This is a genomic window from Pseudomonas sp. S36, from assembly GCF_016647875.1.
Classification (GTDB): Bacteria; Pseudomonadota; Gammaproteobacteria; order Pseudomonadales; family Pseudomonadaceae; genus Aquipseudomonas; species Aquipseudomonas parafulva.
On the sequence record NZ_JACVVG010000017.1, the window covers coordinates 1 to 26,272 of the forward strand.

Genomic DNA, 26,272 nt, shown 5'->3' on the forward strand with positions numbered 1-26,272 from the left:
TTTCCCCGCGAACACCGGCGAAGCGGGTGCCATGCACCGCGCTGCCTGCTTCGCGGGTTAACCCGCTCCCACAGGATGGGGGTTCACCCGCGAAGGCGTCTGGTCAGGCGGAAGCGCCCAACTGGCCTGGGCGTCGCACCTGGGGCTGCGAGGCATTGGCGGCTGCGCCTTCTTCGATGGCCTGCTGAATCGCCTTGCGGCGGCGTTCTTCGGCGCGGCGGCTGAAGTACCAGACGAAGAAGGTCACCAACGAGACAGACAGCAGAATCAGGCTGGCCACCGCGTTGATCTCGGGCTTCACACCCAACCGCACCGCCGAGAATACTTCCATCGGCAAGGTGGTCGAACCCGGGCCCGACACGAAGCTGGCCAATACCAGGTCATCCAGCGACAGCGCAAACGACATCATGCCGCCAGCCGCCAGCGAAGGCGCGATCATCGGGATGGTGATCAGGAAGAACACCTTCCACGGCTTGGCACCCAGGTCCATCGCCGCTTCCTCGATCGACAGGTCCAGCTCGCGCAGCCGCGCCGATACCACCACCGCCACATACGCCGCACAGAATGTGGTGTGGGCGATCCAGATGGTGACGATGCCACGCTCCTGCGGCCAGCCGATCATCTGCGCCATGGCCACGAACAGCAGCAACAGCGAAAGGCCAGTGATCACCTCAGGCATGACCAGTGGCGCTGTGACCAGGCCCCCGAACAGCGTCCGGCCCTTGAAGCGGGTGACCCGGGTCAGCACGAACGCCGCCATGGTCCCCAATGCCACGGCCGCCACCGCCGTGTAGCAGGCGATCTCCAAAGAGCGCATCACCGACCCCATCAACTGGGTGTTGTCGAGCAGGCCGACATACCACTTGACCGACCAGCCGCCCCACACTGTCACCAGCTTGGAGGCGTTGAACGAATAGATCACCAGGATCAGCATCGGCAGGTAGATGAACAGCAAGCCGAGCACCAGCATCAGCTTGGAGAAACTGAAGCGCTTCATGCCCTGCCCTCCATTTCTTTGGCCTGGCTACGGTTGAACAGCAGAATCGGCACAATCAGAATCGCCAGCATCACCACCGCCAGCGCAGACGCCACCGGCCAGTCGCGGTTATTGAAGAACTCCTGCCACAGCACCTTGCCGATCATCAGGGTTTCCGGCCCGCCGAGCAGTTCAGGGATCACGAATTCACCCACCACCGGAATGAACACCAGCATGCAGCCGGCAATGATGCCGTTCTTCGACAGCGGCACGGTGATTTTCCAGAAGCTGTTGAAGGTGCTGGAGCCAAGGTCGGACGCGGCTTCGAGCAAACTTGAGTCATGCTTCACCAGGTTGGCGAACAGCGGCAGGATCATGAACGGCAGGTACGAATAGACCACGCCGATATACACCGCCAGGTTGGTATTGAGGATCTGCAGCGGCTGGTCGATCAGGCCCGTCCACATCAGGAAGCCGTTGAGCAGCCCGTTGTTGCTCAAAATGCCCATCCACGCATAGACGCGGATCAGGATCGCCGTCCAGGTCGGCATCATGATCAGCAACAGCAGCACCGTCTGGGTTTCTTTCTTGGCATTGGCAATGGCATAGGCCATGGGGTAGCCGATCAACAGGCACAACAGGGTGCTGAAGAAGGCCATCTTCAGCGAGCCGAGGTAGGCCGAGATGTACAGGTCGTCTTCGGTCAGCAGGCCGTAGTTGGCCAGGTTGAGCACCAGCTGGATCTTGTCTTCGACGTAGCTGTAGATCTCGGTGTACGGCGGGATCGCCACGTCGGCTTCGGCAAAGCTGATCTTCAGCACGATGAAGAACGGCAGCATGAAGAACAGGAACAGCCAAACGAACGGCACACCGATCACCAGGTGCCGCCCCTCAGGGGTGATGCGCCGGAAGGCTCGCTTGAGCTTGCGCAGCTTCATGACCGCAGTACCACGCCGCTGTCGTCTTCCCACCACACGTAGACTTCATCGTCCCAGGTGGGGCGGGCGCCCTGGCGCTCGGCGTTGGCGACGAACGACTGGACGATCTTGCCGCTCGGCAGTTGCACATGGAACACCGAGTGGCCGCCCAGGTAGGCGATGTCGTGGATCTTGCCGCGTGACCAGTTGTATTCGAAGTCTGGCTGCTGGGTGGTGACCAGCATTTTCTCGGGGCGCAATGCGTAGGTGATGTGCTTGTCTTCCACCGAGGTGGAAACCCCGTGGCCCACATAGATCTTGCGTTCGAGCTCTGGCGAGGCAATCAGGGCGTGGCCCTCGGCATCGTCGATCACCTCGGCGTCGAACAGGTTGACGTTGCCGATGAACTCGCACACCAGGCGGCTGGTGGGGGTTTCATAGATGTCCACCGGCGAGCCGATCTGGGCGATCCAGCCCAGGTGCATGATGGCGATGCGCTGGGCCATGGTCATGGCCTCTTCCTGGTCGTGGGTGACCATGACGCAGGTTACGCCCACACGCTCGATGATCTCCACCAGCTCCAGCTGCATCTGCGAGCGCAGCTTCTTGTCCAGCGCGCCCATCGGTTCATCCAGCAGCAGCAGCTTGGGGCGCTTGGCCAGCGAACGGGCCAGGGCCACACGCTGGCGCTGGCCACCGGACAACTGGTGCGGCTTGCGCTTGGCGTACTGGGTCATGTGCACCAGTTTCAGCATCTCGGCCACACGGGCTTCGATGTCGGCCTTGGGCATGCGGTCCTGCTGCAGGCCAAAGGCGATGTTCTGCGCCACGGTCATGTGCGGGAACAGCGCGTACGACTGGAACATCATGTTGATAGGCCGTTCGTAGGGCGGCATGTCGGTGATGTCGACACCATCGAGGAAAATGCGCCCCTCGGTGGGCCGCTCGAAGCCGGCGAGCATGCGCAGCAAGGTGGACTTGCCCGAGCCGGAGCCACCGAGCAAGGCGAAGATCTCGCCCTTGCGGATTTCCAGGGACACATCGTCCACGGCGACCGTTTCGTCGAATTTTTTCGTGACCCGGTCGATCTTGACCAGCACCTGCTTGGGTTGCTGGCCACCCTCGAGGGCTTTTTTATAGGCACCGGAGGCAACTGCCATGAGTGAAACTCCCAACAAGATTTTTTATGCCCGCCGGGCCTGACGCGCAGGCACCGGTGCGGGCCTGGTGGATTACTTGCCCGACTTGACCTTGGTCCAGCTACGGGTCATCAGGCGCTGCACCTTGGGCGGCAGCTCTGCGTTCACGAACATCTTGTCCAGTACGTCCTGCGGTGGGTAAACCGCGGCGTCAGTCCTCACGGCCTGGTCCATCAGGTCGCCAGCCTTCAGGTTGGGGTTGGCGTAACCGACGTAATCACTGACCTGGGCGATAACCTCAGGTTTCAGCAAATAGTTGATGAAGGCATGGGCCTGTTCGACGTTCTTGGCGTCCTTGGGGATGGCCAGTACGTCGAACCAGAGGTTGCCGCCTTCCTTGGGAATGGCATAGGCCAGGTTCACGCCCTTCTTCGCCTCTGCGGCGCGGGCCTTGGCCTGGAACACATCGCCCGAGAAACCCGCTGCCACACAGATGTCGCCGTTGGCCAGGTCGGTGATGTACTTGGAAGAATGGAAGTACGTCACGTACGGACGCACGGCCAGCAGCTTCTGCTCTGCAGCCTGGTAATCCTTGGCATTGGTGCTGTTGGGGTTCAGCCCCATGTAGTTGAGCACTGCCGGGAGCATTTCGTCTGCCGAATCGAGGAACGCCACCCCACACTTGGAGAGCTTTTTCATGTTCTCGGGTTCGAACAGCACAGCCCAGGAGTCGATGGTGTCCACGCCCAGCGCAGCCTTCACCTTGTCGACGTTGTAACCAATGCCGTTGGTGCCCCACAGGTAGGGCACGGCATACAGGTTACCCGGGTCGTTCTTGTCCAGCCGCTTCATCAGCGACGGGTCAAGGTTGGAATAGTTTGGCAGCAGGTTTCTGTCGAGCTTGCGGAAGGCGCCCGCCTTGATCTGCTTGCCGAGAAAGTGGTTGGACGGTACGACCACGTCGTAGCCGGTGTTACCGGCCAGCAACTTGCCCTCCAGGGTTTCGTTGGAGTCGAACACATCCAGCACGGGCTTGATGCCAGTGGCTTTTTCGAAGTCCGCGAGTGTGGTGGGGCCGATGTAGTCGGACCAGTTGTACACGTGCACCGTAGGCGCCGCTTGGACGCTGCATGCCAGCGTCAGGCCCGCTGCAGCCATGAAGGCCTTGCGTAATACAGAATTGGACAAGTGGGAGGTCCTCACAATCAGTGCCTGGGTAGCGACAATGCTGCCGCACACGCAAAACCGGCGCGCAACTTACCTTCGCAGCCTCGATGCCGCAATCATCAATTGCCATTGTTGGCCTCCAGGCCGGAAAAGCCCGGCCCAGAGGTGCTGCAACGGGCTTACTTGCCCGATTTGATCTTGGTCCAGCTACGGGTGATAACCCGCTGTACAGCCGCATCAGGCGCTGCAATTGCGTACAGCTGCTTTTTCACTTCGGCGGACGGGTAGATGCTCGGGTCGCTGGTGATGTCCTTGTCCACAAACTGAGTGGCGGCCTTGTTGCCGTTGGGGAAGCGCACGGCATTGGTGATCTCGGCCATGACTTCTGGCTGCATCAGGAAGTCCATGAACTTATAGGCCGCTTCCTTGTGCTCGGCGTCCTTGGGCATGGCAACCATGTCATAGAACGTGCCGGCACCTTCCTTCGGAATCACGTAGTCCAGCTTGACCTTGTCGCCGGCTTCGTGGGCGCGGGTCTTGGACTGTTCCAGGTCACCCGAGTAGCCGACCGCCAGGCAGATGTTGCCGTTGGCCAGGTCACCGATGTACTTGGAGGAGTGGAAGTAGGTGATCGAAGGACGGATGGAGAGGAACAGGTCCTCGGCGGCCTTCAGGTCTTCTTTCTTGGTGCTGTTGGTCGGCAGCTTCAGGTAGTGCAGTGCAGCCGGCAGCATCTCGGTGGGGGCGTCGAGGAAGCTCACGCCGCAGCTCTTGAGCTTGGCGATGTTCTCGGGCTTGAACACCACATCCCACGAGTCGATCTTGTCGACACCCAGTGCGGCCTTGATCTTCTCTGGGTTGTAGCCGATGCCGATCGAACCCCACATGTAGGGGAAGGCGTATTTGTTGCCCGGGTCGCTGGCATCACCCACGGCCTTGAGCAGGTCTTCGTCCAGGTTTTTCCAGTTGGGCAACTTGGAGCGGTCCAGTTCCTGGTAGACACCCGCCTTGATCTGCTTGGCCAAGAAGTTGTTGGACGGCACCACGATGTCGTAGCCCGACTTGCCGGCCAGCAACTTGGCCTCCAGGGTTTCGTTGCTGTCGAAAACGTCGTACTTGACCTTGATACCCGACTGTTTTTCGAATTTGGCGATGGTGTCCGGAGCGATGTAGTCCGACCAGTTGTAGACGTTCAATTCCTTGTCTTCAGCCTGTGCAGCACCCGCCATCGCGCCCATCAGGGCTGCGGCCAGCAACGTCTTGCCCATTTTATTCATGCGTCATGCTCCAGATTGTTCGGTTAGCCATCCGTTCAGCTGCCAGGCCACGCAGTACCTGCGTTTGGGCGACTGCAGCAGCCGCTAGTCTGGCAAGTTACGAGGCTGTGTTTCAAGAAAACCACAACCTTGTAACGACTTAATGTCACATCGCTAGGTTCATTTGATCGCTTCGAGGGTGAGGTCCAGGCACGTGCGGGCCTTTTCCACCAGTTCGTCGATCTCCTGATGGCTGATGACCAGGGGCGGCGCGATGATCATCGTATCGCCCACCGCGCGCATGATCAGGCCGTTTTCGAAGCAGAAATTGCGGCAGATCATGCCAACACCCATGCCCTCGTAACGGCTGCGCGTGGCCTTGTCTTTCACCAGCTCGATAGCGCCGAGCAGGCCCAGGCCACGCACTTCACCCACCAGCGGGTGGCCCTGCAGCTCACGCAAACGCTGTTGCAAATACGGTGCCGCTTCGCGGCGGGCCTTCTCTACGATGTGCTCGTCGCGCAGGATGCGCAGGTTTTCCAGGCCCACTGCTGCGGCCACAGGGTGGCCAGAATAGGTAAAGCCATGGTTGAAGTCGCCGCCTTCGCTGAGTACCTGGGCCACCGTGTCACGCACGATCACACCGCCCATGGGGATGTAACCGGAGGTAAGGCCCTTGGCGATGGTCATCAGGTCGGGCGTAAGGCCGTAGTAATCCGAGCCGAACCACTCGCCAGTCCGCCCGAAGCCGCAGATTACCTCGTCGGCCACGAACAGGATGTCGTACTTGGCGAGGATCTCCTTTACCTTCGGCCAGTAGGTGTCTGGCGGGATGATCACACCCCCGGCGCCCTGAACAGGCTCGGCAATGAACGCCGCAACGTTCTCTTCGCCGACCTCGAGAATTTTCTGTTCCAGCTGTTCGGCAGCCCAGACCCCGAAGGCGTCCGGCGTCATGTCGCCACCGTCGCCGTACCAGTACGGCTGGGGGATGTGCACGATGCCGGGTATCGGCAGGCCGCCCTGCTCGTGCATACCGCTCATGCCGCCCAGGCTGGCGCCGGCTACCGTGGAGCCGTGGTAGCCGTTGATGCGGCCAATCACGGTCTGCTTCTGCGGTTTGCCCTTCAGGGCCCAGTAATGGCGAACCATGCGCAGCACGGTGTCGTTGCCCTCGGAACCTGAGCTGGTGAAGAACACATGGCTCATGCCTGTCGGGGCAACCTCGGTGATGGCCTTGGCCAGTTCCAGGGCCGGGGGGTGCGCGGTCTGGAAGAACAGGTTGTAGTAAGGCAACTCACGCATCTGCCGCTCTGCAGCCTGCACCAGTTCTTCACGGCCATAACCTACCGCTACGCACCACAGGCCGGCCATGCCGTCGAGAATCTTGTGCCCCTCGCTGTCCCACAAATGCACGCCCTGGGCCTTGGTAATGATGCGCGGCCCCTTTTCCTTCAACTGTTTGTAGTCGCTGAAGGGGGCGAGGTGGTGCTCGCCACTCAGGGTTTGCCATTCACGGGTTTGCGGGTTGTTGAGGCTCATGTGCTTCTCCGTAGACAGACAGCCGCGCTGCTGCGGCACCAGGGTTATCAGACAGCAAACAGCAGGAACTCACGCTCCCAGGAACTGATGACGCGCTTGAAGTTTTCGTGCTCGGCACGTTTGGTGGCGACGTAGCCGGTGATGAACTTCTTGCCCAGGTACTGCACCAGGGCACGGCTGTTCTCCATGCGCTCAAGTGCGTCTTCGATAGTCAGCGGCAACCGCAGGTTGCGCCGCTCGTAACCACGCCCCTGTACCGGCGCACTGGCGGCAATGCCTTCGACCATGCCGATGTAGCCACACAGCAGGCTGGCTGCAATGGCCAGGTAGGGGTTGGCGTCGGCGCCAGGCAGGCGGTTTTCCACCCGCCGGTTTTGCGGGCCGGCGTCCGGTACGCGCAGGCCGACGGTACGGTTTTCTTCACCCCACTCCACGTTCACCGGTGCCGAGGTGTCGGGCAGGAAGCGCCGGAACGAGTTGACGTTGGGGGCGAACAGCGGCAACGCCTCGGGGATGAACTTCTGCAGGCCGCCAATGTGGTTGAGGAACAGCTCGCTCATGCTGCCATCGGCATTGCTGAAGATATTCTTGCCAGTGGCCACGTCCACCACGCTCTGGTGCAGGTGCATGGCGCTGCCGGGCTCACCGGTCATGGGCTTGGCCATGAAGGTGGCCGCCACGTTGTGCTTGAGCGCCGCCTCACGCATGGTGCGCTTGAACACCAGGATCTGGTCTGCCAGGTGCAGGGCATCGCCGTGACGGAAGTTGATTTCCATCTGCGCCGTGCCGTCTTCATGAATGAGCGTGTCCAGGTCGAGCTGCTGCAGTTCGCACCAGTCGTAGACGTCTTCGAACAACGGGTCGAATTCGTTGGCGGCTTCGATCGAGAACGACTGGCGCCCCGTTTCTGGGCGGCCTGAACGGCCTACGGGCGGTTGCAGCGGGAAGTCGGGGTCTTCAACGCGCTTGGTCAGGTAGAACTCCATCTCGGGCGCGACGATGGGCTGCCAGCCCTTGTCGGCGTAGAGCTTGAGCACCTTTTTCAGCACGTTGCGCGGCGACAGCTCGACTGGGTTGCCCTTCTTGTCGTAGGTGTCGTGGATCACCTGCGCGGTCGGTTCGATGGCCCAGGGCACCAGGAACACGGCGCCCTCGTCGGGGCGGCAGATCATGTCGATGTCCGCTGGGTCCAGCAGCTCGTAGTAGATGTCGTCGTCCACATAATCGCCGGTCACGGTCTGCAGCAGTACGCTCTCGGGCAGGCGCATGCCTTTTTCGGCGATGAACTTGTTGGTGGGCGAAATCTTGCCGCGCGTGATGCCTGTCAGGTCGCTGATCATGCATTCGACTTCGGTGATCTTGTGCTCTTTCAACCAATCGGTGAGCTGGTCGAGGTTGTTACTCATAAATACCTCAGGAGGTAAGGTGGTCCGCGACTTGATTCTGGCTGCAGTAGGTAGCTAAAGCAAAACCCTCCGCCCACGCGGGGGGTGGATACACTGCACGTGGAGCGTATCCGTAACGGGGTATCGGGGCAGGAATACAGAGAAAAGGCGAAAACCAATGACGAGGGCGGGCCGAGCGATGCCAGACGTCAATTATTGCGGCCAGTACGGACCTTGTGTCGACGCACCGCGCAAGCATGACTGGAACACCCTGCAGCACTGTACGTGCAGTGCTTTCAGGCCGTGACAAGCGGACCATGTGACCCTCGTTTTATTGTGTTCTGGGGTGTGATCGAGCTTAGCCTCGTTCATTTTTTTACACAACTACCGCGTAAAAAATAAACGACGGCAAGCTTCAGATAGCCCTTCTCGATGGAAATAGCGGATAATGGCACGCCCCGATATGCAGCAAATCTGCCGTAGATGAGCCATTTCAGGGCATCATGGGGTCGGCTTGACATCAGTTGGGCTTTTCGATTGACTGGTCCTGCAAGCCCCCCTTGATTGATATTTTTAACAACAAAGGTGTTGCATCATGTCGGTACCCCCGCGTGCCGTTCAGCTTAACGAAGCGAACGCGTTCCTTAAGGAACATCCTGAGGTTCTCTACGTTGACCTTCTGATTGCAGATATGAATGGTGTGGTGCGCGGCAAGCGCATAGAGCGCACCAGCCTCCACAAGGTTTACGAGAAAGGCATCAACCTGCCGGCCTCCCTCTTCGCCCTGGACATCAACGGTTCCACCGTCGAAAGCACCGGGCTTGGCCTGGACATCGGCGATGCTGACCGCATCTGCTACCCGATTCCGGACACCCTCTCCAACGAGCCATGGCAAAAACGCCCGACTGCCCAGCTGCTGATGACCATGCACGAGCTGGAAGGCGAGCCGTTCTTCGCCGACCCGCGTGAAGTGCTGCGCCAGGTGGTGAGCAAGTTCGATGACATGGGCCTGACCATCTGCGCCGCATTCGAACTGGAGTTCTACCTGATCGACCAGGAGAACGTGAACGGCCGCCCGCAGCCACCACGCTCGCCCATTTCAGGCAAACGCCCGCAGTCGACCCAGGTCTACCTGATCGACGACCTCGACGAGTATGCCGACTGCCTGCAGGACATCCTCGAAGGCGCCAAGGAACAAGGCATCCCGGCTGACGCCATCGTCAAGGAAAGCGCCCCCGCCCAGTTCGAAGTCAACCTGCACCACGTGCCCGACCCGCTCAAGGCGTGCGACTACGCGGTACTGCTCAAGCGGCTGATCAAGAACATCGCCTACGACCATGAGATGGACACCACCTTCATGGCCAAGCCCTACCCGGGCCAGGCAGGCAACGGTTTGCATGTACATATTTCCGTGCTGGACAAAGATGGCAACAACATCTTCACCAGCGAGGATCCCGAGCAGAACGCCGCGCTACGTCACGCTGTCGGCGGTGTGCTCGAGACCCTGCCCGCGTCCATGGCGTTCCTGTGCCCGAACGTGAACTCGTACCGCCGCTTTGGCGCGCAGTTCTACGTGCCCAATGCGCCGAGCTGGGGCCTGGACAACCGTACCGTCGCCCTGCGCGTGCCTACTGGCTCGCCGGACGCGGTGCGTATCGAACACCGCGTGGCCGGTGCCGATGCCAACCCGTACCTGATGATGGCTGCCGTGCTGGCAGGCGTTCACCATGGCCTGACCAACAAGGTCGAGCCTGGCGAGCCGATCGAAGGCAACTCGTACGAGCAGCTGGAACAGAGCCTGCCGAACAACCTGCGCGATGCACTGCGCGAGCTGGATGACAGCGAGATCCTCAACAAGTACATCGATCCGAAGTACATCGACATTTTTGTCGCGTGCAAGGAGAGCGAGCTGGAGGAGTTCGAGCACTCGATCTCTGACCTCGAGTACAACTGGTATCTGCACACCGTGTAAATGAAAACGCCGCCCATCCAGGCGGCGTTTTTTTGGGGCTCCCGCGAAGAGCCCACCCCAGGTTTACAGAGCCTTCTCGAAAATCTTCGAATTGCGCTGGTAGTTGTACAGCGAAGCCCTCGCCGCCGGCAGGCGCTCGACACCGCTGGGTGCAAAACCGCGCTCGCGGAACCAGTGCGCCGTACGCGTGGTGAGCACGAACAAGGTACTCAACCCCAACTGCCGGGCGCGGCTCTCGATGCGCTCCAGCAGCTCGTCACCGCGCCCGCCGTGGCGATACTCCGGGTTTACCGCCAGGCATGCCAGCTCGCCGGTATCGGACTCGGCAATCGGGTACAACGCCGCGCAGGCGATGATCATGCCTTCACGCTCCACCACGCTGAACTGCTCGATCTCGCGCTCCAGCACCTCACGCGAGCGACGCACCAGGATACCTTGCTCCTCCAGCGGGCTGATGAGGTCGAGCAAACCGCCCACGTCCTCGATGGTGGCCTCGCGCACGATCTCGAACTGCTCTTGCGACACCAGCGTACCGCCACCTCCCCGGGTGAACAGCTCGTTCAGCAGCGCACCGTCTTCGGCATAACTGACGATATGGCTGCGCGCCACGCCGCCCTTGCACGCCTCGGCTGCAGCATCCAGCAACTCGGCCTGGTAGTCACTGCCCAGCCGCTGCAGATGGGGCGCCACCTGCTGCGGGCGCAGCTCACGTATCAGGTTGCCCTGCTCGTCCAGCAAGCCCGACTCGGCACCGAACAGCAGCAACTTGTCGGCGCCCAGTTCGATGGCAGCACGGGTGGCGACGTCTTCGCAGGCCAGGTTGAAGATTTCACCGGTGGGCGAATAGCCCAGCGGTGACAACAATACGATGGAGCGCTCATCGAGCAGCCGGCTGATGCCCTTGCGGTCAACCCGGCGCACTTCGCCGGTGTGGTGGAAGTCCACACCCTCCACCACCCCGATGGGCCGTGCGGTGACCAGGTTGCCGGAGGCTACCCGCAAACGTGAACCCTGCATCGGCGAGGCAGCGATATCCATCGACAACCGTGCCTCGATGGCCAGGCGCAGCGCCCCCACCGCATCGATCACGCAGTCCAGCGTGGGCGCATCGGTGATGCGCAGGCCGCGATGGTAGCGCGGGGCAAGGCCACGCTCGGCCAGGCGGTTTTCGATCTGCGGGCGCGAACCATGCACCAGCACCAGGCGCACGCCCAGGCTGTGAAGCAGCACCAGGTCGTGGACGATGTTGCCGAAATTAGGGTGTGCAACCCCATCGCCGGGGAGCATGACCACGAAGGTGCAGTCGCGATGGGCGTTGATGTACGGGGAGGCATGACGCAGCCAGTTGACGTAATCGGGCATGACAGGGCCTGTGGGTAAGTGGACGGAGAACGGCGTTACAGGGGGCGTTCGGCATCATCGTCGGAACAGGCTTGCGGTCACGCGCGGTCTCCTCTAGGCAGAAACGATTGAATGCGATGGACGTTTACTGCAGGCAATAGTGCCGGATCAGGTCACGCAATAGACGCACGGTAGGCTCGATACGTGACATTTCAAGGTACTCGCCCGGCTGGTGGGCGCAGGCGATATCACCCGGGCCCAGCACGATGGTCTGGCAGCCCAGCTGCTGAAGATAAGGCGCTTCAGTGCCGAATGCCACCGCTTCGGCGCGGTGGCCGGTGAGGCGCTCGGCCACCTGGACTAGCTCGGCGTCGGCCGCCTGCTCGAACGGCGGCACCTCGGGGAACAGCGGTGCGTAGTCGATGTGCACTTCGTGACGCTCGGCGACCGGCTGCAACTTTTCACGAATGGCGGCACGCAACTGTTCCACGTCCATGCCCGGCAACGGCCGCAGGTCGAACTCCAGGGCGCATTGCCCACAGATACGGTTAGGGTTATCGCCCCCGTGAATACAGCCGAAGTTCATGGTCGGCGTAGGTACCGTGAACTGCGGGTTACGGTAGGTAGCCTGCCATTGCCGGCGCAGGCCCATCAGTTCGCCCATGGCCTCGTGCATGGCCTCCATGGCGCTGTGGCCCAGGCTCGGGTCGGAGGAGTGGCCGCTGCGACCGAGAATGTCGATGCGGTCCATCAGGATGCCCTTGTGCATGCGGATGGGCTTGAGGCCGGTCGGCTCGCCGATGACGGCTGCGCGGCCAAGCGGCTGGCCGGCCTGCGCCAAGGCACGGGCACCCGACATCGAGCTCTCTTCGTCACAGGTGGCCAGGATCAGCAGGGGCTGCTTGAAGTCATGCTCGAGCAGCGGGATGACCGCCTCGATGACCAGCGCAAAAAAACCTTTCATGTCGCAGCTGCCCAGCCCCACCCAGCGGCCGCCCACCTCGGTGAGTTTGAGCGGGTCACTGGTCCACAGTTGCTCGTCATAGGGCACGGTGTCGCTGTGCCCGGCCAGTACCAGCCCGCCCGGGCCGGTACCACGGCTGGCCAGCAGGTTGAATTTGCCGGGGGCGACCTGCTGAATGTCGCAGGCGAACCCCAGGTCACCGAGCCAACCCGCCAGCAGGTCGATCACCTGGCGGTTGGACTGGTCCAGCGCAGGCTGGGTGCAACTGACCGAAGGCGCAGCGATCAAGGCGGCAAATTGGTCTTTCAGCGGCGGCAACGGCATGCGCGTACTCCTCGGAAGCGTTGCCCATCATAGGACTATCCGCTGTCTGGAATAAACCGTTGGCGGTCGACTGCTGTAGACTCTGCGTCAACCACGCCCCCTCCTTCGAGCCTGTGATGCACAAAGAAACCGAACTCAAGCTGCGCGCCAGCCGCGAGACCCTTGCCGCGCTGCGCGAGCACCCGCTGCTGAAAAAGCGCAACAAGTCTGGCTGGCAGACCCGCGAACTGCTCAACCAGTACTTCGACACCCCCGAGCGCGAGCTTTCTGCCGCCCGCGTCGCCCTGCGCCTGCGCCGCGACGGCGATGCCGTCATCCAGACCTTGAAATGCCGCGGCCAGAGCGTGGCCGGGCTGTCCGAGCGCAACGAGTACGAGTGGCCGCTGGACAAGGCCAAGCTGGACCTCAAGAAGCTCGACGACAGCTGCTGGCCGGCACAACTGGCCAGCCTGGACAAAAAAACCATCAAGCCGCTGTTCACCACCGACTTCAGCCGTGAATACGCCGAAATCGCCTGGGGCCGCGGCAAGAGCAAGGTTGTGATCGAAGCAGCCCTGGACCAAGGCTTTGTGGTCGCCGGCAAGCGCAAGGAAGCCATCTGCGAGTTGGAGCTGGAACTGCGCGAGGGTGACCCGCAGGCCTTGCTGGAGCTCGCTGCGGAGCTTGCCGCCGGCCTGCCACTGATGCCATGCGACATCAGCAAGGCCGAGCGTGGCTACCGCCTGCTGGAGCCTGACAGCTACGACCTGGGGCTGCCAGCCACCGAGCTGGACGCCGAGATGGCAGTGGACGATGCCTACGCCGCCCTGGCCTGGCAACTGCTGGGCAGCAGCCAGCGACTGGCCGAGCAGTACCGCCATAATGGCCATTGGCGGCTGCTGCAGGACTGGGTGGAATGCCTGGGCGAACTGCGCGCCCTTACCGCCAGCCTGGGCCAGGCCGCCCCGCGTGCGGCTACCCGCGACCTGCGCGGGCGCCTTGATGCGCTGCTGGAAGACTGGCGCCCGCTGGTACAGGCTGGCAACGACGACGAAGACGTCCGCCGCGCAGCCCCCGAGCAGTTTGCCGAAGAGCTCGAAGACATCCGCTGGGGCCAGTTCTCGCTGGAAACCTCGCGCTGGCTGTTGGCCCGCACCTGGACGTTGGAGCGCAAGGGCCGTGGCGAGCGTCAGGGCAAAGCACAACTGGCCAGCTGGCTGGCGCACCTGGTGGGTGAAGAAGGCCGCGCGCTCAAGTTGCCACTGTACACCCAGCGCCCCGAAGACCTGGCAGAACAGCTGCCGCGCATCGAACAGTTGCTGGCCTGGCTGCACCATGCCCGGCAGGTACTGGATGCGCCGCAGATGGACCGCCTGTACGGCGACCTGAAAAAGCTCCATGAGCTGGCGGAGCAACCCATCAGCGATGAGTCGCTGGAAGCCCGCATCGAACAGGCGCGTACCGTGGATCAGAGCCGGGGCTGGAAGCACCTGCTCAAGGCCTGACCCCGCTCACGCCCCGCTGCGCCCTCAACGGGCCAGCGGCAGGCTGGTGGTGGACTTGATTTCCGAGAGGGCAACGATCGAGTTCACCTCCTGTATGCCAGGCACATTCGACAGTTTTTCGAAGAAGAACCGCTCGTAGGCTTCGATGTCGGGCGTGACGATGCGCAGCAGAAAGTCCACAGACCCCATCAGCACATAGCATTCCAGCACCTCCGGAAACCCACGGATTGCGTCGGTGAACTCGGTGAAGTTGGAGCGCCCGTGTGCGTTGAGTTTCACCTCGGCAAATATCTGCGTGTTCAGGCCAATTTTCTTGCGGTCCAGCAAAGTGACCTGCCCCCGGATGACGCCTTCCTCGCGCAACCGCTGAATACGCCGCCAGCACGGCGATTGCGACAGGCCCACACGCTCGGCGATCTGTGCGCTGGACAGCGACGCGTCTTCCTGCAGCAGTTCCAGAATGCGACGGTCGTAAGCATCCAGTTCGCTGCGCATTGATCAGTCTCCAATATCTATTTTTTCGAATAACTTTATTCGCCTTACCGGCGAACGAGCTCGATCATAGCGAAACAATGCCGTTTCAGGCATGCAAGAATTTCTGCATGAACCTGGAGATGCCCATGAACCCGATGCCCCGTACCGACGCCTGGGCCGCCAGCAACGCCCACAGCACCGTGAGCTACCAGCTGCAGGCCGAAGCCGAGCCAGACAGCCTGTGCCGCGTGCTCAACCTGTTCGCGTTGCAGTTTTTGACGCCCCACAGCGTCCACGTGAGCCAGCACGCGGATTGGCTGGCCATTGAAATCGGCATTGCCGGGCTGAGCTGGCACCGCGCCGAGGTGATTGCGCAAAAACTGCGTAACCTGGTGTGCGTGGCCGATGTGAACCTGACCAACCAACACCGTGTGGAACTGGCAGTGATCTAGCGCCAGCGCAGCCCTGCAAAACCTCGAAACCCTTTGCAGCTGCCGCCTGCGGCCGCCCGGCTAGCCTTGATGGACGTACCCATCAGGCACGGACGCCCTCATGCACAACCCCGACACCCTCGCACTCGACCTTCACCGCATACTCGAAGCCCTGCTCGCCGACAGGCTGGTGGATGCCAACGACAGCCTGCGCGTGCTGCAACGCGCGGCCGAACACCCCGTCGACCACCCGCTTGAGCAGATCGCCGCCTGCGCCCTGGACAACCGCAAATCCCCCGGCCAGCCACTGGACCTGGACCATTTGTGCCAGTGGCTGGCGGGCAAGGTCGGCCAGCCCTACCTGCGCATCGACCCGCTGCAACTGAACCTGCCCCAGGTGTCGGGCCTTGTATCACCCGCCTTCGCCCGGCGCCACGGCATCCTGATCGTCGCAGCCGACGCCCTCAGCGTCACCGTGGCCAGCGCCCAGCCCTATCAGGACGACTGGCAGGCAGACCTTGCGCGCAGCCTCGGCCGCAAGGTGCTGCGGGCGGTGGCCAGCCCCGTGCACATACGCGAGTGCGGGCAATCGTTCCAGCGCCTGGCGCAGTCGGTGAAAGGCGCCCAGAGCCAGCAATCGACCAGCCTGGGCGAGCTGGAACAATGGCTGGAAGCGGGCCGGCGCCACACCGACGCAAGCGCAGACGATGCGCATATCGTGCACATCGTCGACTGGCTGCTGCTGTATGCCCTGGAACAACGCGCCAGCGACATTCACCTGGAGCCGCGCCGCGACCAGGGCCACTTGCGCTACCGTATCGACGGCCTGCTGCACGCCGTCTACAGCTTCCCGGCCGGGGTGTCGTTGGCGCTGGTCAGCCGGCTGAAACACCTGGCCGGCATGGACGTGGCGCAGAAACGTCGCCCTCAGGACGGCAGGTTGCACAGCCGTCTGCCCAGCGGCGAGGCAGTGGAGTTGCGGCTATCCACGCTGCCCACCTCGTTCGGCGAAAAGCTGGTACTGCGCCTGTTCGACCCGCAGCGGCTGCATGAGAGCTTCGAGCAACTGGGCCTGCAGGCGCAGCAACTGGCACAGTGGCAAACCCTGCTTGGCCAGCGCCAGGGCATCATCCTGGTCACTGGCCCTACCGGCTCGGGCAAGACCAGCACGCTTTACGCCAGCCTCAACTACCTGGCCACGCCCCAGGTCAACCTGTGCACCATCGAAGACCCTGTGGAGCGGATCGAGCCCGCCTTCAACCAGTTTCAGGTCCAGCACGGCCTGGGCCTGGGGTTCTCCGAAGGCGTAAGGGCGATGCTGCGCCAAGACCCGGACATCATCATGATCGGCGAGATACGCGACCGCGAAACCGCCCTGGTCGCCGTGCAGGCCGCACTCACCGGGCACCTTGTGCTGTCTACCCTGCATACCAACGATGCCTGTGCAACGATCATCCGTTTGCAGGAGCTGGGCGTGGCCGACTACCTGATAAAAGCGACCCTGGTGGGGGTGATGGCGCAGCGGTTGGTGCGCACGGTTTGCCGGCGCTGCCAACCCAACGCATCCGCAGCCTGCCGCACCTGCCGCGGCACAGGCTTCTGGGGCCGCACGGGGCTGTTCGAGCTGCTGGTACCCAGTGAGCGCCTCAAGGCAATGATCGGCCCCGGAACTGACTTGGCAGACCTGCGCCGCCAGGCACTGGCCGATGGCCTGATCGACTTGCGCCGCGCTGCCCAGGCAAAGCTGGCAAGCGGCCAGACCGTGGAGCAGGAAGTGCTGCGAGCCTGCAACTGACCCACCTTGGGCATCAAGGAACTTGGCGTGCTGGAAAAGATCCAAATCCCATCTTAAACCCCCACCCTTCGAGGTGTTCAATCATGCGTCTCAAAACCGCCATCACCGTCGCTGCCTTGCTTTCGCTGCCCGTCGGCTCGGCCATGGCCGATACGTTCTGGCGTAATGTGCTTTCGTCCGGCGCAACCACCGGGTCGACGTACCTGACCTCACGCGACCACAAGCTGGTCATGGCTGCACAGGACGATGCTGGCAGCTTCGTGGCCAGCGATGGCGCCATTCGCGGCCCCTTCCTGGAGTCGGCGATGCGCCAGGTACGGGTGGAGAACCCGGGCCTGAAGGCGACTGACATGGAACTGGCCAACGCCATTCTGGCAAAGAATGCAGTGGCCGAATAAACCTGTAACCGGTGACTGCAAAAGGGCTGCCCGGCAGCCCTGAGCATTGCATCACTCGCCGATGGCTGCCTTGTAACCGGCAGCATCCAGCAGCTTTTGCAACTCTGCAGCATCGCTTGGCTTGAGCTTGAAGATCCAGGCGTCGTAAGGCTTCTCGTTCAATTCCTCAGGACTGTCTGCCAGCGCTTCGTTGACGGCGATCACTTCGCCACCCACCGGGGCGTAGATGTCCGAGGCCGCCTTCACCGATTCCACCACGCCCGCTGCGTCGCCAGCGGCGAACACCTTGCCCACTTCGGCCAATTCCACGAAAACCACATCACCCAAGGCTTCCTGGGCGTGGTCACTGATGCCTACGGTAACCGTGCCGTCGGCTTCCAGGCGAGCCCACTCATGGCTGTCGGCAAAACGCAGTTCGGCGGGGATATTGCTCATGTCTTGAATTCCTCGATTGGCTCAGCGGTACGCCCGCCGTTATGTGATGGTTCAGATCAGGACCTTGCCATGGCGCACGAAGGTCGGCTTGACCACGCGCACCGGGTACCATTTGCCACGAATTTCTACCTCGGCCCGGTCACCCGTGGCCATGGGCACGCGTGCAAGGGCGATGGACTTGCTCAGCGTAGGGGAGAAACTACCACTGGTGATCTCCCCTTCGCCAATCCCTGCTACACGCACGACCTGATGGGCGCGCAGAACACCGCGTTCTTCCAGTACCAGGCCGACCAGTTTTTCCTGGACACCCTGCTCGATTTCGGCCAGCAGGGCGGCGCGACCGATGAAGTCGCGAACGGGCTCCCAGGCAATGCTCCAGCCAAGGTTGGACGTCAACGGGGTGTGGGTTTCGTCGATATCCTGGCCATACAGGTTCATGCCCGCTTCAAGGCGCAGGGTATCGCGGGCCCCCAGGCCACTCGGCGCGATACCGGCACCCACCAGGTCGTTGAAAAAGTTCACGGCCTGGTCGCCGGGGAAGATGATTTCCAGGCCATCCTCGCCGGTGTAGCCGGTGCGCGCGAAGAACCAGTCGCCGTCGGCGAGGCCCTCGAAGGGGCGCAGTTGGCGAATCAGGGCAGCACGCGAGGCACTGACCAGCGCTGCGACCTTTTCCCGGGCATGGGGGCCCTGAATCGCCAGAACGGCCAGGTCGGGGCGCACCTGAAACTGCACGGCAAAGCCCTCGCACTGCAATTGCAGCCAGCCGAGTACCCGGGCCCGGGTGGCCGCGTTGGTGACCAGGCGGTAGCCATTGGCGGTGCGATAGGCGATCAGGTCATCGATGACGCCGCCCTGCTCGCTCAGCAGTGGGCTGTAGAGGGCCTGCCCGACCAGGCCCAAGCGGGCGACGTCGTTGGCCAGCAGCCGCTGCAGCCAGCCGGTGGCCTCGTCGCCCTGGACATCGATGACCGTCATGTGGGAAACGTCGAACACCCCACAGTCCTTGCGCACCTGGTGGTGCTCCTCAACCTGCGAGCCGTAGTGCAGCGGCATGTCCCAGCCGCCGAAATCGACCGTCTTGGCACCCAGTGCCAGGTGCAGGTCATACAAAAGCGTGCGCTGTCCCATGGGTTTCTCCTTCCGGGCGTGGCGAAGCGGCGGCGGTGCGAAACTGGGCGCCGTCCGGCTGTGCCAGACCTGCTGCTACGCCATCACCTGCCGCGCGAATGCCGCGCATTGTAGCGGCAAGCCCGCCAAGTGGCACCCTCAGCGCGACTGACCGGGCCGCCGTGCAGAACGCCTGATAAGGCCGACAACCGGCAGCAGGCCCACCAGCACCAGCGTCAGCGCCGGCAGCGACGCACGCGCCCACTCCCCCTCGCTGGTCATCTCGAACACCCGTACAGCCAGCGTATCCCAGCCAAACGGGCGCATCAGCAGGGTGGCCGGCATCTCCTTGAGCACGTCGACGAACACCAGCAACGCGGCACTGAGTACACCGGGCACCAAGAGCGGGAGATACACCCTGAAAAACAACCTGGGGCCGCCCACGCCCAGGCTGCGGGAGGCCTCCGGCAGCGAAGGGCGAATCCGTTCCAGGCTGCTTTCCAGCGGCCCGTAGGCTACGGCGATGAACCGCACCAGGTAGGCCAACAGCAGCGCCGCAAGGCTACCCAGCAACAAAGGCTTGCCGGCACCACCCAGCCAGGTGGACAGCGGAATCACCAGGTGGTTATCCAAATAGCTGAACGCCAGCATGATCGACACGGCCAGCACAGAGCCTGGCAAGGCGTAGCCCAGGTTGGCCAGCCCTACCCCCATGCGGATACCGGGCGCAGGTGCCTGGCGCCGGGCAAAGGCCAGCAGCAAGGCCACGCAAACCGTGAGCAACGCCGCCGTCCCCCCCAGATACAGGGTATGCAGCACCAGGCCCACATAGCGCTCATCCAGGTCGAAACGTCCGCGCTGCCAGAACCACCACAGCAACTGCAGCACCGGGATGACGAATGCACAGGCGAATACCAGCAGGCACCAGCCACTGGCCAGTAGCGCCTTCAGGCCGCGCAGCCGGTACAACGCCTGCCCGCGCGGCCGTTCGTTGCCAGTGCGGCTGGCCCCCCGGGCGCGACGCTCGCCATACAGCACCAGCATGACTGCCAACAGCAGCAGGCTGGCCAGCTGCGCGGCAGTGGAGAGGCTGAAGAAGCCGTACCAGGTCTTGTAGATGGCCGTCGTGAAGGTGTCGAAGTTGAAGACCGCCACGGCGCCGAAGTCGGCCAGGGTCTCCATCAGCGCCAGCGCGATGCCTGCGCCGATCGCTGGCCGCGCCATCGGCAGGGCCACCCGCCAGAACGCCTGCAACGGCGACAGGCCAAGCACCCGCGCCGCTTCCATCAGGCCTCTGCCCTGGGCCAGGAAGGCCGTACGCGCCAGCAGGTACACGTAGGGATAGAACACCAGCACCAGCACGATGATCACGCCACCGGTAGAGCGTACCCGCGGCAGGCGCATGGGCCCGAAGGCCTCACGCAAGGCCGTTTGCACTGGGCCGGCGAAGTCCAGCAGCCCAACGAAGACGAACGCCAGTACGTAGGCGGGAATCGCAAATGGCAGCATCAGCGCCCAATCCAGCCAGCGCCGCCCCGGAAACTCGCACAGGCTGGTCAGCCAGGCCAGGCTGACGCCCAGCACGGTGACACCGATGCCCACACCCACCACCAGCGTCAGGGTATTGCCCAGCAGCCGGCTCATTTGCGTGTCCAGCAAGTGTGACCAGATCTGCAGGTCCACCGCTTGCCAGGACAGCAGCAGCACGCTCAGCGGCAGCAGTACCAGCGCCGCGATCAGGCCGACCGGCAGGTACCAGCGGCGTTGGGGGGTGTGGGGCAAGGTCTGGGTTCCGAGTGGGGTGAGGCGGGCTTAGTTGTAGCCTGCGCGGTCCATCAGGCGAATGGCTTCAGCCTGGCGCTTGCCGGCGATTTCCACCGGGATGCTGTCGGCCTTGAAGCTGCCCCAGGCGGCGACTTCATCCGAAGGCTTGACCTTCGGGTTCGCCGGAAACTCCTGGTTGATGTCGGCAAACAGCTTCTGCGCCTCTTCACCGGTCATCCACTCCACCAGCTTTTTGGCCGCTTCCGGATGCGGTGCATGCTTGGTCAGGCCGATACCGGACAGGTTGACGTGCACACCGCGGTCGCCCTGGTTGGGCCAGAAGATTTTCACCGGCAGGTTCGGGTTCTGCTTGTGCAGGCGGCCGTAGTAGTAGGTATTGACCACGCCTACGTCGCACTGCCCGGCCTCGATGGCCTGGATCACTGCGTTGTCGTCGGAGAACACATCGGTGGACAGGTTGTTGACCCAACCCTTCACGATCTGCTCGGCCTTGGCTTCGCCGTGGTTTTCGATGAGGGTGGCCGTCAGCGACTGGTTGTACACCTTCTTGGCCGTGCGCAGGCACAGGCGGCCTTCCCAGTCCTTGTCGGCCAGCGCTTCATAGGTGCTCAGCTCTTCAGGCTTGACCCGGTCACTGGCGTAGACGATGGTGCGGGCGCGCAGGCTCAGGCCAGTCCAGTCATGGGACGAGGCGCGGTATTGTGCAGGGATGTTGCGGTCGATGATGTCCGACTTGATCGGTTGCAGAATGCCCATCTGCTCGGCCTGCCAGAGGTTGCCGGCATCGACGGTGAGCAGCAGGTCCGCCACCCCGTTGTCGCCCTCGGCCTTGATGCGTTGCATCAGTGGCGCTTCCTTGTCGGTGATGAACTTGATCTTGACCCCGGTCTTGGCGGTGTAGGCATCGAACACCGGCTTGATCAGCTCATCGATGCGCGAGGAATACACCACCACTTCGTCAGCTGCCTGGGCAGTGCCACCGAACAGGGTAAGGGCCAGTGCGGCCAACAGGGGCTTGCGTGGCAACATGGAAAGCGCTCCTCGGATCGTTAGAGAGGCGCAAATGGTAGTGAATCCCATTTTCCAGCTCATCCCCTTAGCCGTTACCGGATGTTGCAGTGGGCCACGGGGTGACCCCGACGTTTCAGGCCTTGGCCAGTTCCGGCAGGTCGCCACTCAGGCCCAGCGCCTGGCGCACGAACACCGCCTTGGCTTCTGGCATCTGTTCCACCAGCTTCAAACCGCTGTTGCGCAACCAGCGCAGCGGCAGGGGGTTGGCCTGGAACAAACGCTCGAAGCCTTCCATGGCCGCCATCAGCGCCAGGTTGTGCGGCATGCGCCGGCGCTCGTAACGGCCCAGCACTTTCACATCGGCCAGCCGCTCGCCCCGCTCGCAGGCACCGATCAGTACCTCGGCCAGCACAGCAGCATCCAGGAAGCCCAGGTTCACGCCCTGCCCCGCCAGCGGGTGAATGGTGTGGGCGGCATCGCCAATCAATGCCAGGCCTTCATCCACGTAGCGTTTGGCATGGCGCTGGCGCAGCGGCACGCACACCCGAGCGTCGGTTTGCAGCACATCGCCCAGCCGCCCTTCGAATGCCTGCTGCAGCGCCTTGTTGAATGCAGGCTCGTCCAGCGCCATCAGCCGCTCGGCGTGCTCCGGGGTGGTCGACCACACGATCGAACACCAGTCTTGCGCGCCATCACGGCTTAGCGGCAGGAACGCCAGCGGGCCATCATCGGTAAAGCGCTGCCAGGCGGTGGCCTGGTGGCCGGCCGTGCAGCGCACGCTGGTGACGATGGCATGGTGCAGGTAGTCCCACTCGCGGGTTTCGCACCCGGCCAGGCGGCGTACCGCAGAGTTGGCGCCATCGGCAGCGACCACCAGTGGCGCCCGCAGTTGCCGGCCATCGTGCAAGGTCACCAGCCAGTCCTTGCCGGACCGGCGCAATTGCTCCAGCCGGGCGTTGGGCAGCAGGCCGACATCGCTGTCGTGCAGGCGCTCCAGCAGGCCGTCCTGCACCACACGGTTCTCGACAATGTGGCCGAGTACCTGGGCATGCACGCTGGCGGCCGAGAAGTGGATCTGACCCGTGCCGCTGCCGTCCCACACCTGCATGTGGCAGTACGGTGTAGCACGGCGCTGCGCGATGCCTTCCCAGGCCCCCAGCCGCTCGAGAATGCGCTGGCTGGCGGCCGAGAGGGCACTGACCCGTGGCTCGAAGGCGGCACTGGCATCGAAAGGCCGCACTGTCAGCGGCCCGCCATCGAGCAGCAGCACGTGCAAGCCGCTGTGGCGCAAGGCCAAGGCCAGGGCACTGCCGACCATGCCGGCACCTACTATCAGAAGATCTGCGCGCATTTCCATGCCTTACGCCAGCCTCGCTTGCGGCTTGAGCCGCACGTATAGGGTTTTGTCGACCCGCGCCACCAGCTCGCCGGCACCGTCGCGGATATCCACCTGCAGCCTGGGCAGGCATTTTTTGCCAGTGGCGGTCTGTTGGCGGATTTCGTCCAGCAGCCCGTCATCGATGTGGAATTCGGCATACACCGGGCCCTTGCCCGGCGAAATGAAATCGATGCTGGCGGCCTTGTCCCAGACAATGTAGTCGCGCCCCAGTTGCTCGATCAGCAGCAGCATGTAGAACGGGTCGACCATGGCATACAGGCTGCCGCCGAACTGGGTACCGACGTAGTTGCGGTTCCAGCGCGTGAGTTTCATCGCCACCTGAATGCTGCGCATGTCCGGGCTGATGTGCTGCACACGGATACCAGCCCCCAGGTACGGCGGGTAGAGGTTGAGCATCCAGCGCAGCATGCGTGCACGCCGCGCCAGCTTGCGGGGGTTACTCATGCTTTGCTCCGCAGGTCCGGCCGGGTACCCAGGCCCATGGCCTGGCGCGCGAACCAGCGCTTGGCCGGCGGCAGCAGGTCGAGGCCGAGCAGGCCAAGGTTACGTGCCGCCGCTACCAGCGGCTGGTTGCTGCCGAACAGGCGCGTGACCTGATCGGAAAAACCAATGGTCAGGGCCTGGTCCAGTTGCTGGCGACGGTGGTAAGCCTGCAGGGTCGGCAGGTCGCCCGGTATCGCGGGGCCGGCCAGAAGTGCCTCGGCCAGGGACTGCACGTCACGCAGCGACAGGTTGAAGCCCTGCCCGGCGATGGGGTGCAGGCTGTGCGCGGCATTACCCAGCACCACCAGGTGCGGCCGCACCTGTTCCTGGGCTTCGACCAGCGAAAGCGGATACAGGTGCCGGGCACCGACCTGGCGCAGCGCCCCCAGGCGATAGCCAAAAACACCCTGTAGCTCACGCAGGAAGCTGCGTTCGTCCACCTCGGCCAGGCGCTGTGCATCCATGCCCTGGCGCGTCCAGACCAGCGCGCAGCGGTTTTCAGGCAGCGGCAGCAAGGCCATGGGCCCGGCTTCGGTGAAGCGTTCGAAGGCCTGGCCGCCATGGGCTTCACCCGGCGTGATGTTGGCAATCAGCGCGCTCTGCTGGTAAGGCGTGGTGCGCACATGGATGCCCAGCTGCTCACGCAGCCCCGACCGACCGCCATCGGCGAGCACAGCCAGGTCGCACTCGAACAGCGTGTCGTCGTTGAGCCGCACGCGGTAACCGCCTTCGATGGCCTGCAGCGCAGACACCTCTGCGGGGCAGCGCCAGCTCACCACGTCACGGTCCAGGCCTTGCCACAGGCACTGCCCAAGCCAGGCGTTTTCTACCACATAGCCAAGCGCTGGCACGCCCTCCTGGCCGGCGTCCAGGCGGGTGGTGCCAAAGCGGCCACGGTCCGACACATGGATTTGCGTGATCGGTTCGGCCCTGCGGCCAATGGCCTGCCACAGCCCCAGTTGCTCGTAGATCTGCCGGGTGCCAAAGGACAGCGCCGATGAACGTGCATCGTAGCTGGGCTGGAAGCTGTCGCCGGGCGCGAAAGGCTCGATCAGCAGGATCTTCCAGCCGCGGGCCTTGGCGCCCGCCTGCAGGGCCAGGGCCAGGCTCGCGCCCACCAGGCCACCACCGATGATCGCCAGGTTTACCCGGTTCATACGCGCGCGGCCTGCATCAACGCTTCGATTTCGGCGACCGTGCGCGGCACGCCCGACGTCAGGATTTCACAACCTTGCCTGGTCACCACCACATCGTCCTCGATCCGTACACCAATGCCGCGCCACTTCCTGGCCACAGCCTGATTGTCGGCACCTATGTAGATACCGGGTTCGACGGTCAGGGCCATGCCAGGCTCGAGCACCCGCCATTCACCCCCGACCTTGTAGTCGCCCACATCGTGCACATCCATGCCCAGCCAGTGCCCGGCACGGTGCATGTAGAACGCACGGTAGGCTTCGCTGTCGATCAACGCCTGCACCTCACCCTCAAGCAGGCCCAGTTCCACCAAGCCCTCGGTAATGACCCGTACCGTGGCCTCGTGGGCGTGGTTCCAGTGCTTGCCGGGGGCGATCTCGGCAAACGCCGCCGCCTGGGCCTTGAGCACCAGCTCGTAGATGGCCTTCTGCTCAGGCGAAAAGCGCCCGCTGACTGGGAAGGTGCGGGTGATGTCGCTGGCGTAGCAGTCGATCTCACAACCGGCATCGATCAGCACCAGGTCGCCGTCCTTGAGCAGGGCGTCATTCTGCTGGTAGTGCAGGATGCAACCGTTGCGCCCGGCGGCCACGATGGACCCATACGCCGGCATCTTCGCCCCGCCCTTGCGGAACACGTAGTCCAGCTCGGCCTCCAGGCTGTACTCATACAGCCCAGCCCGGCACGCCTGTATGGCCTGCACATGGGCCCGCGCAGAAATATCCGCGGCGCTACGCATCACCTTCACTTCCGCCGCCGATTTATACAGGCGCATGTCGTGCAGCAGATGATCCAGGGCAACGAACTCGTTCGGCGGCTGCGCGCCCAGGCGAGCCTTGGAACGGATCACGTTGATCCAGTCCATCAGCCGGCGGTCGAATTCCGGGTTGCTGCCCATGGCGCTGTATACCCGCTCGCGGCCTTCGATCAGGCCCGGCAGGATTTCGTCGATGTCGGTGATGGGGAATGCATCATCGGCGCCGAACTCGCGTACCGCGCCTTCCTGGCCAGCACGCAGGCCATCCCACAGCTCACGTTCGGGGTTGCGCTCGCGGCAGAACATCACGTACTCGCCATGCTCGCGGCCTGGGATGAGGGCGATTACCGCCTCGGGCTCGGGGAAACCACTGAGGTACTGGAAATCACTGTCCTGCCGGTACACATGCTCGACGTCGCGGTTGCGGATGGCAACCGCAGCGGCGGGCAGGATGGCAATGCTGTTGGGGACCATCTGCGCCATCAGCGCCTTGCGCCGGCGGGCATACTCGGCCTTGGGAATACGGCTCATGGGCA

Annotated in this window: 23 protein-coding genes; 5 read left to right on the forward strand and 18 right to left on the reverse strand. The window is 63.1% G+C overall.

Features of this window, described 5'->3' with window-relative positions:
* Positions 1-103: 103 nt before the first annotated feature.
* The 7 genes from IAE36_RS11840 to IAE36_RS11870 all read right to left on the reverse strand — a co-directional run bounded on the left by IAE36_RS11840 (position 104) and on the right by IAE36_RS11870 (position 8,403).
* Positions 104-997 carry an ABC transporter permease subunit gene (locus IAE36_RS11840; RefSeq protein WP_028632977.1) on the reverse strand — a complete coding sequence of 298 codons (894 nt, stop codon included), beginning with the start codon at positions 995-997 and terminating at the stop codon, positions 104-106.
* Positions 994-1,914: an ABC transporter permease subunit gene (locus IAE36_RS11845; RefSeq protein WP_028632976.1), complete on the reverse strand. Its 921-nt coding sequence runs from the start codon at positions 1,912-1,914 to the stop codon at positions 994-996. The genes IAE36_RS11840 and IAE36_RS11845 overlap by 4 nt, the downstream gene beginning before the upstream one ends.
* Complete coding sequence (gene potA, locus IAE36_RS11850; RefSeq protein WP_028632975.1) at positions 1,911-3,053, reverse strand: polyamine ABC transporter ATP-binding protein; 1,143 nt, start codon at positions 3,051-3,053, stop codon at positions 1,911-1,913. Before potA ends, IAE36_RS11845 begins: the two co-directional genes overlap by 4 nt.
* Positions 3,054-3,125: 72 nt before the next feature.
* Positions 3,126-4,220: a polyamine ABC transporter substrate-binding protein gene (locus tag IAE36_RS11855; RefSeq protein WP_028632974.1), complete on the reverse strand. Its 1,095-nt coding sequence runs from the start codon at positions 4,218-4,220 to the stop codon at positions 3,126-3,128.
* Between the two features lie 158 nt (positions 4,221-4,378).
* Positions 4,379-5,476 (reverse strand): polyamine ABC transporter substrate-binding protein, encoded by a 1,098-nt coding sequence (locus tag IAE36_RS11860; RefSeq protein ID WP_028632973.1) that lies wholly within the window; start codon positions 5,474-5,476, stop codon positions 4,379-4,381.
* Positions 5,477-5,635: 159 nt separating this feature from the next.
* Positions 5,636-6,997: an aspartate aminotransferase family protein gene (locus IAE36_RS11865; protein WP_201212572.1), complete on the reverse strand. Its 1,362-nt coding sequence runs from the start codon at positions 6,995-6,997 to the stop codon at positions 5,636-5,638.
* A 47-nt stretch (positions 6,998-7,044) separates the two neighbouring features.
* Positions 7,045-8,403, reverse strand: a complete 1,359-nt coding sequence (locus IAE36_RS11870) for a glutamine synthetase family protein (protein ID WP_028632971.1) — start codon at positions 8,401-8,403, stop codon at positions 7,045-7,047.
* 574 nt (positions 8,404-8,977) lie between these two features.
* Between IAE36_RS11870 and IAE36_RS11875 the strand changes: the two genes are divergently transcribed.
* On the forward strand, positions 8,978-10,354 hold the full coding sequence (locus tag IAE36_RS11875; RefSeq protein WP_028632970.1) for a glutamine synthetase family protein: 1,377 nt from the start codon (positions 8,978-8,980) through the stop codon (positions 10,352-10,354).
* A 63-nt stretch (positions 10,355-10,417) separates the two neighbouring features.
* On the opposite strand, the gene argA is transcribed toward IAE36_RS11875, so the two are convergent.
* Positions 10,418-11,716 (reverse strand): amino-acid N-acetyltransferase, encoded by a 1,299-nt coding sequence (gene argA / locus IAE36_RS11880; RefSeq protein ID WP_028632969.1) that lies wholly within the window; start codon positions 11,714-11,716, stop codon positions 10,418-10,420.
* 124 nt (positions 11,717-11,840) lie between these two features.
* The gene (gene argE / locus IAE36_RS11885) at positions 11,841-12,983 is read right to left on the reverse strand and encodes an acetylornithine deacetylase (protein WP_201212574.1); all 1,143 of its coding nucleotides are present in this window, start codon (positions 12,981-12,983) and stop codon (positions 11,841-11,843) included.
* A gap of 116 nt (positions 12,984-13,099) precedes the next feature.
* Here argE and IAE36_RS11890 point away from each other — a divergent pair, with 116 nt between their 5' ends.
* The gene (locus IAE36_RS11890) at positions 13,100-14,467 is read left to right on the forward strand and encodes a CYTH domain-containing protein (RefSeq protein WP_201212576.1); all 1,368 of its coding nucleotides are present in this window, start codon (positions 13,100-13,102) and stop codon (positions 14,465-14,467) included.
* Positions 14,468-14,491: 24 nt separating this feature from the next.
* On the opposite strand, the gene IAE36_RS11895 is transcribed toward IAE36_RS11890, so the two are convergent.
* A complete protein-coding gene (locus IAE36_RS11895; protein ID WP_201163822.1) occupies positions 14,492-14,962 on the reverse strand; it encodes an Lrp/AsnC family transcriptional regulator in 471 nt (156 codons plus the stop codon).
* A gap of 125 nt (positions 14,963-15,087) precedes the next feature.
* Here IAE36_RS11895 and IAE36_RS11900 point away from each other — a divergent pair, with 125 nt between their 5' ends.
* The 3 genes from IAE36_RS11900 to IAE36_RS11910 all read left to right on the forward strand — a co-directional run bounded on the left by IAE36_RS11900 (position 15,088) and on the right by IAE36_RS11910 (position 17,565).
* Entirely contained in the window at positions 15,088-15,393 is a 306-nt protein-coding gene (locus IAE36_RS11900) for a hypothetical protein (RefSeq protein WP_060480957.1), read from the forward strand.
* 100 nt (positions 15,394-15,493) lie between these two features.
* Entirely contained in the window at positions 15,494-17,167 is a 1,674-nt protein-coding gene (locus tag IAE36_RS11905; RefSeq protein WP_201212579.1) for a GspE/PulE family protein, read from the forward strand.
* 83 nt (positions 17,168-17,250) lie between these two features.
* Complete coding sequence (locus tag IAE36_RS11910; protein WP_028632963.1) at positions 17,251-17,565, forward strand: DUF2388 domain-containing protein; 315 nt, start codon at positions 17,251-17,253, stop codon at positions 17,563-17,565.
* A gap of 51 nt (positions 17,566-17,616) precedes the next feature.
* Here the strand turns inward: IAE36_RS11910 and gcvH are convergent, their stop codons facing one another.
* The 8 genes from gcvH to pepP all read right to left on the reverse strand — a co-directional run bounded on the left by gcvH (position 17,617) and on the right by pepP (position 26,267).
* Positions 17,617-18,000 carry a glycine cleavage system protein GcvH gene (gene gcvH, locus IAE36_RS11915; RefSeq protein ID WP_201212581.1) on the reverse strand — a complete coding sequence of 128 codons (384 nt, stop codon included), beginning with the start codon at positions 17,998-18,000 and terminating at the stop codon, positions 17,617-17,619.
* Between the two features lie 51 nt (positions 18,001-18,051).
* Positions 18,052-19,131, reverse strand: a complete 1,080-nt coding sequence (gcvT, locus tag IAE36_RS11920) for a glycine cleavage system aminomethyltransferase GcvT (RefSeq protein WP_201212583.1) — start codon at positions 19,129-19,131, stop codon at positions 18,052-18,054.
* Between the two features lie 138 nt (positions 19,132-19,269).
* Positions 19,270-20,892 (reverse strand): ABC transporter permease, encoded by a 1,623-nt coding sequence (locus tag IAE36_RS11925; protein ID WP_201212585.1) that lies wholly within the window; start codon positions 20,890-20,892, stop codon positions 19,270-19,272.
* Positions 20,893-20,922: 30 nt separating this feature from the next.
* On the reverse strand, positions 20,923-21,924 hold the full coding sequence (locus IAE36_RS11930) for an extracellular solute-binding protein (RefSeq protein WP_028632959.1): 1,002 nt from the start codon (positions 21,922-21,924) through the stop codon (positions 20,923-20,925).
* Positions 21,925-22,039: 115 nt separating this feature from the next.
* Positions 22,040-23,257, reverse strand: a complete 1,218-nt coding sequence (locus IAE36_RS11935) for a 2-octaprenyl-3-methyl-6-methoxy-1,4-benzoquinol hydroxylase (RefSeq protein ID WP_201212587.1) — start codon at positions 23,255-23,257, stop codon at positions 22,040-22,042.
* 9 nt (positions 23,258-23,266) lie between these two features.
* On the reverse strand, positions 23,267-23,749 hold the full coding sequence (locus IAE36_RS11940) for a DUF4442 domain-containing protein (RefSeq protein ID WP_028632957.1): 483 nt from the start codon (positions 23,747-23,749) through the stop codon (positions 23,267-23,269).
* Complete coding sequence (ubiH, locus tag IAE36_RS11945) at positions 23,746-24,945, reverse strand: 2-octaprenyl-6-methoxyphenyl hydroxylase (RefSeq protein ID WP_028632956.1); 1,200 nt, start codon at positions 24,943-24,945, stop codon at positions 23,746-23,748. The genes IAE36_RS11940 and ubiH overlap by 4 nt, the downstream gene beginning before the upstream one ends.
* Positions 24,942-26,267 carry a Xaa-Pro aminopeptidase gene (pepP, locus tag IAE36_RS11950; RefSeq protein WP_201212589.1) on the reverse strand — a complete coding sequence of 442 codons (1,326 nt, stop codon included), beginning with the start codon at positions 26,265-26,267 and terminating at the stop codon, positions 24,942-24,944. The genes ubiH and pepP overlap by 4 nt, the downstream gene beginning before the upstream one ends.
* Positions 26,268-26,272: the final 5 nt, after the last annotated feature.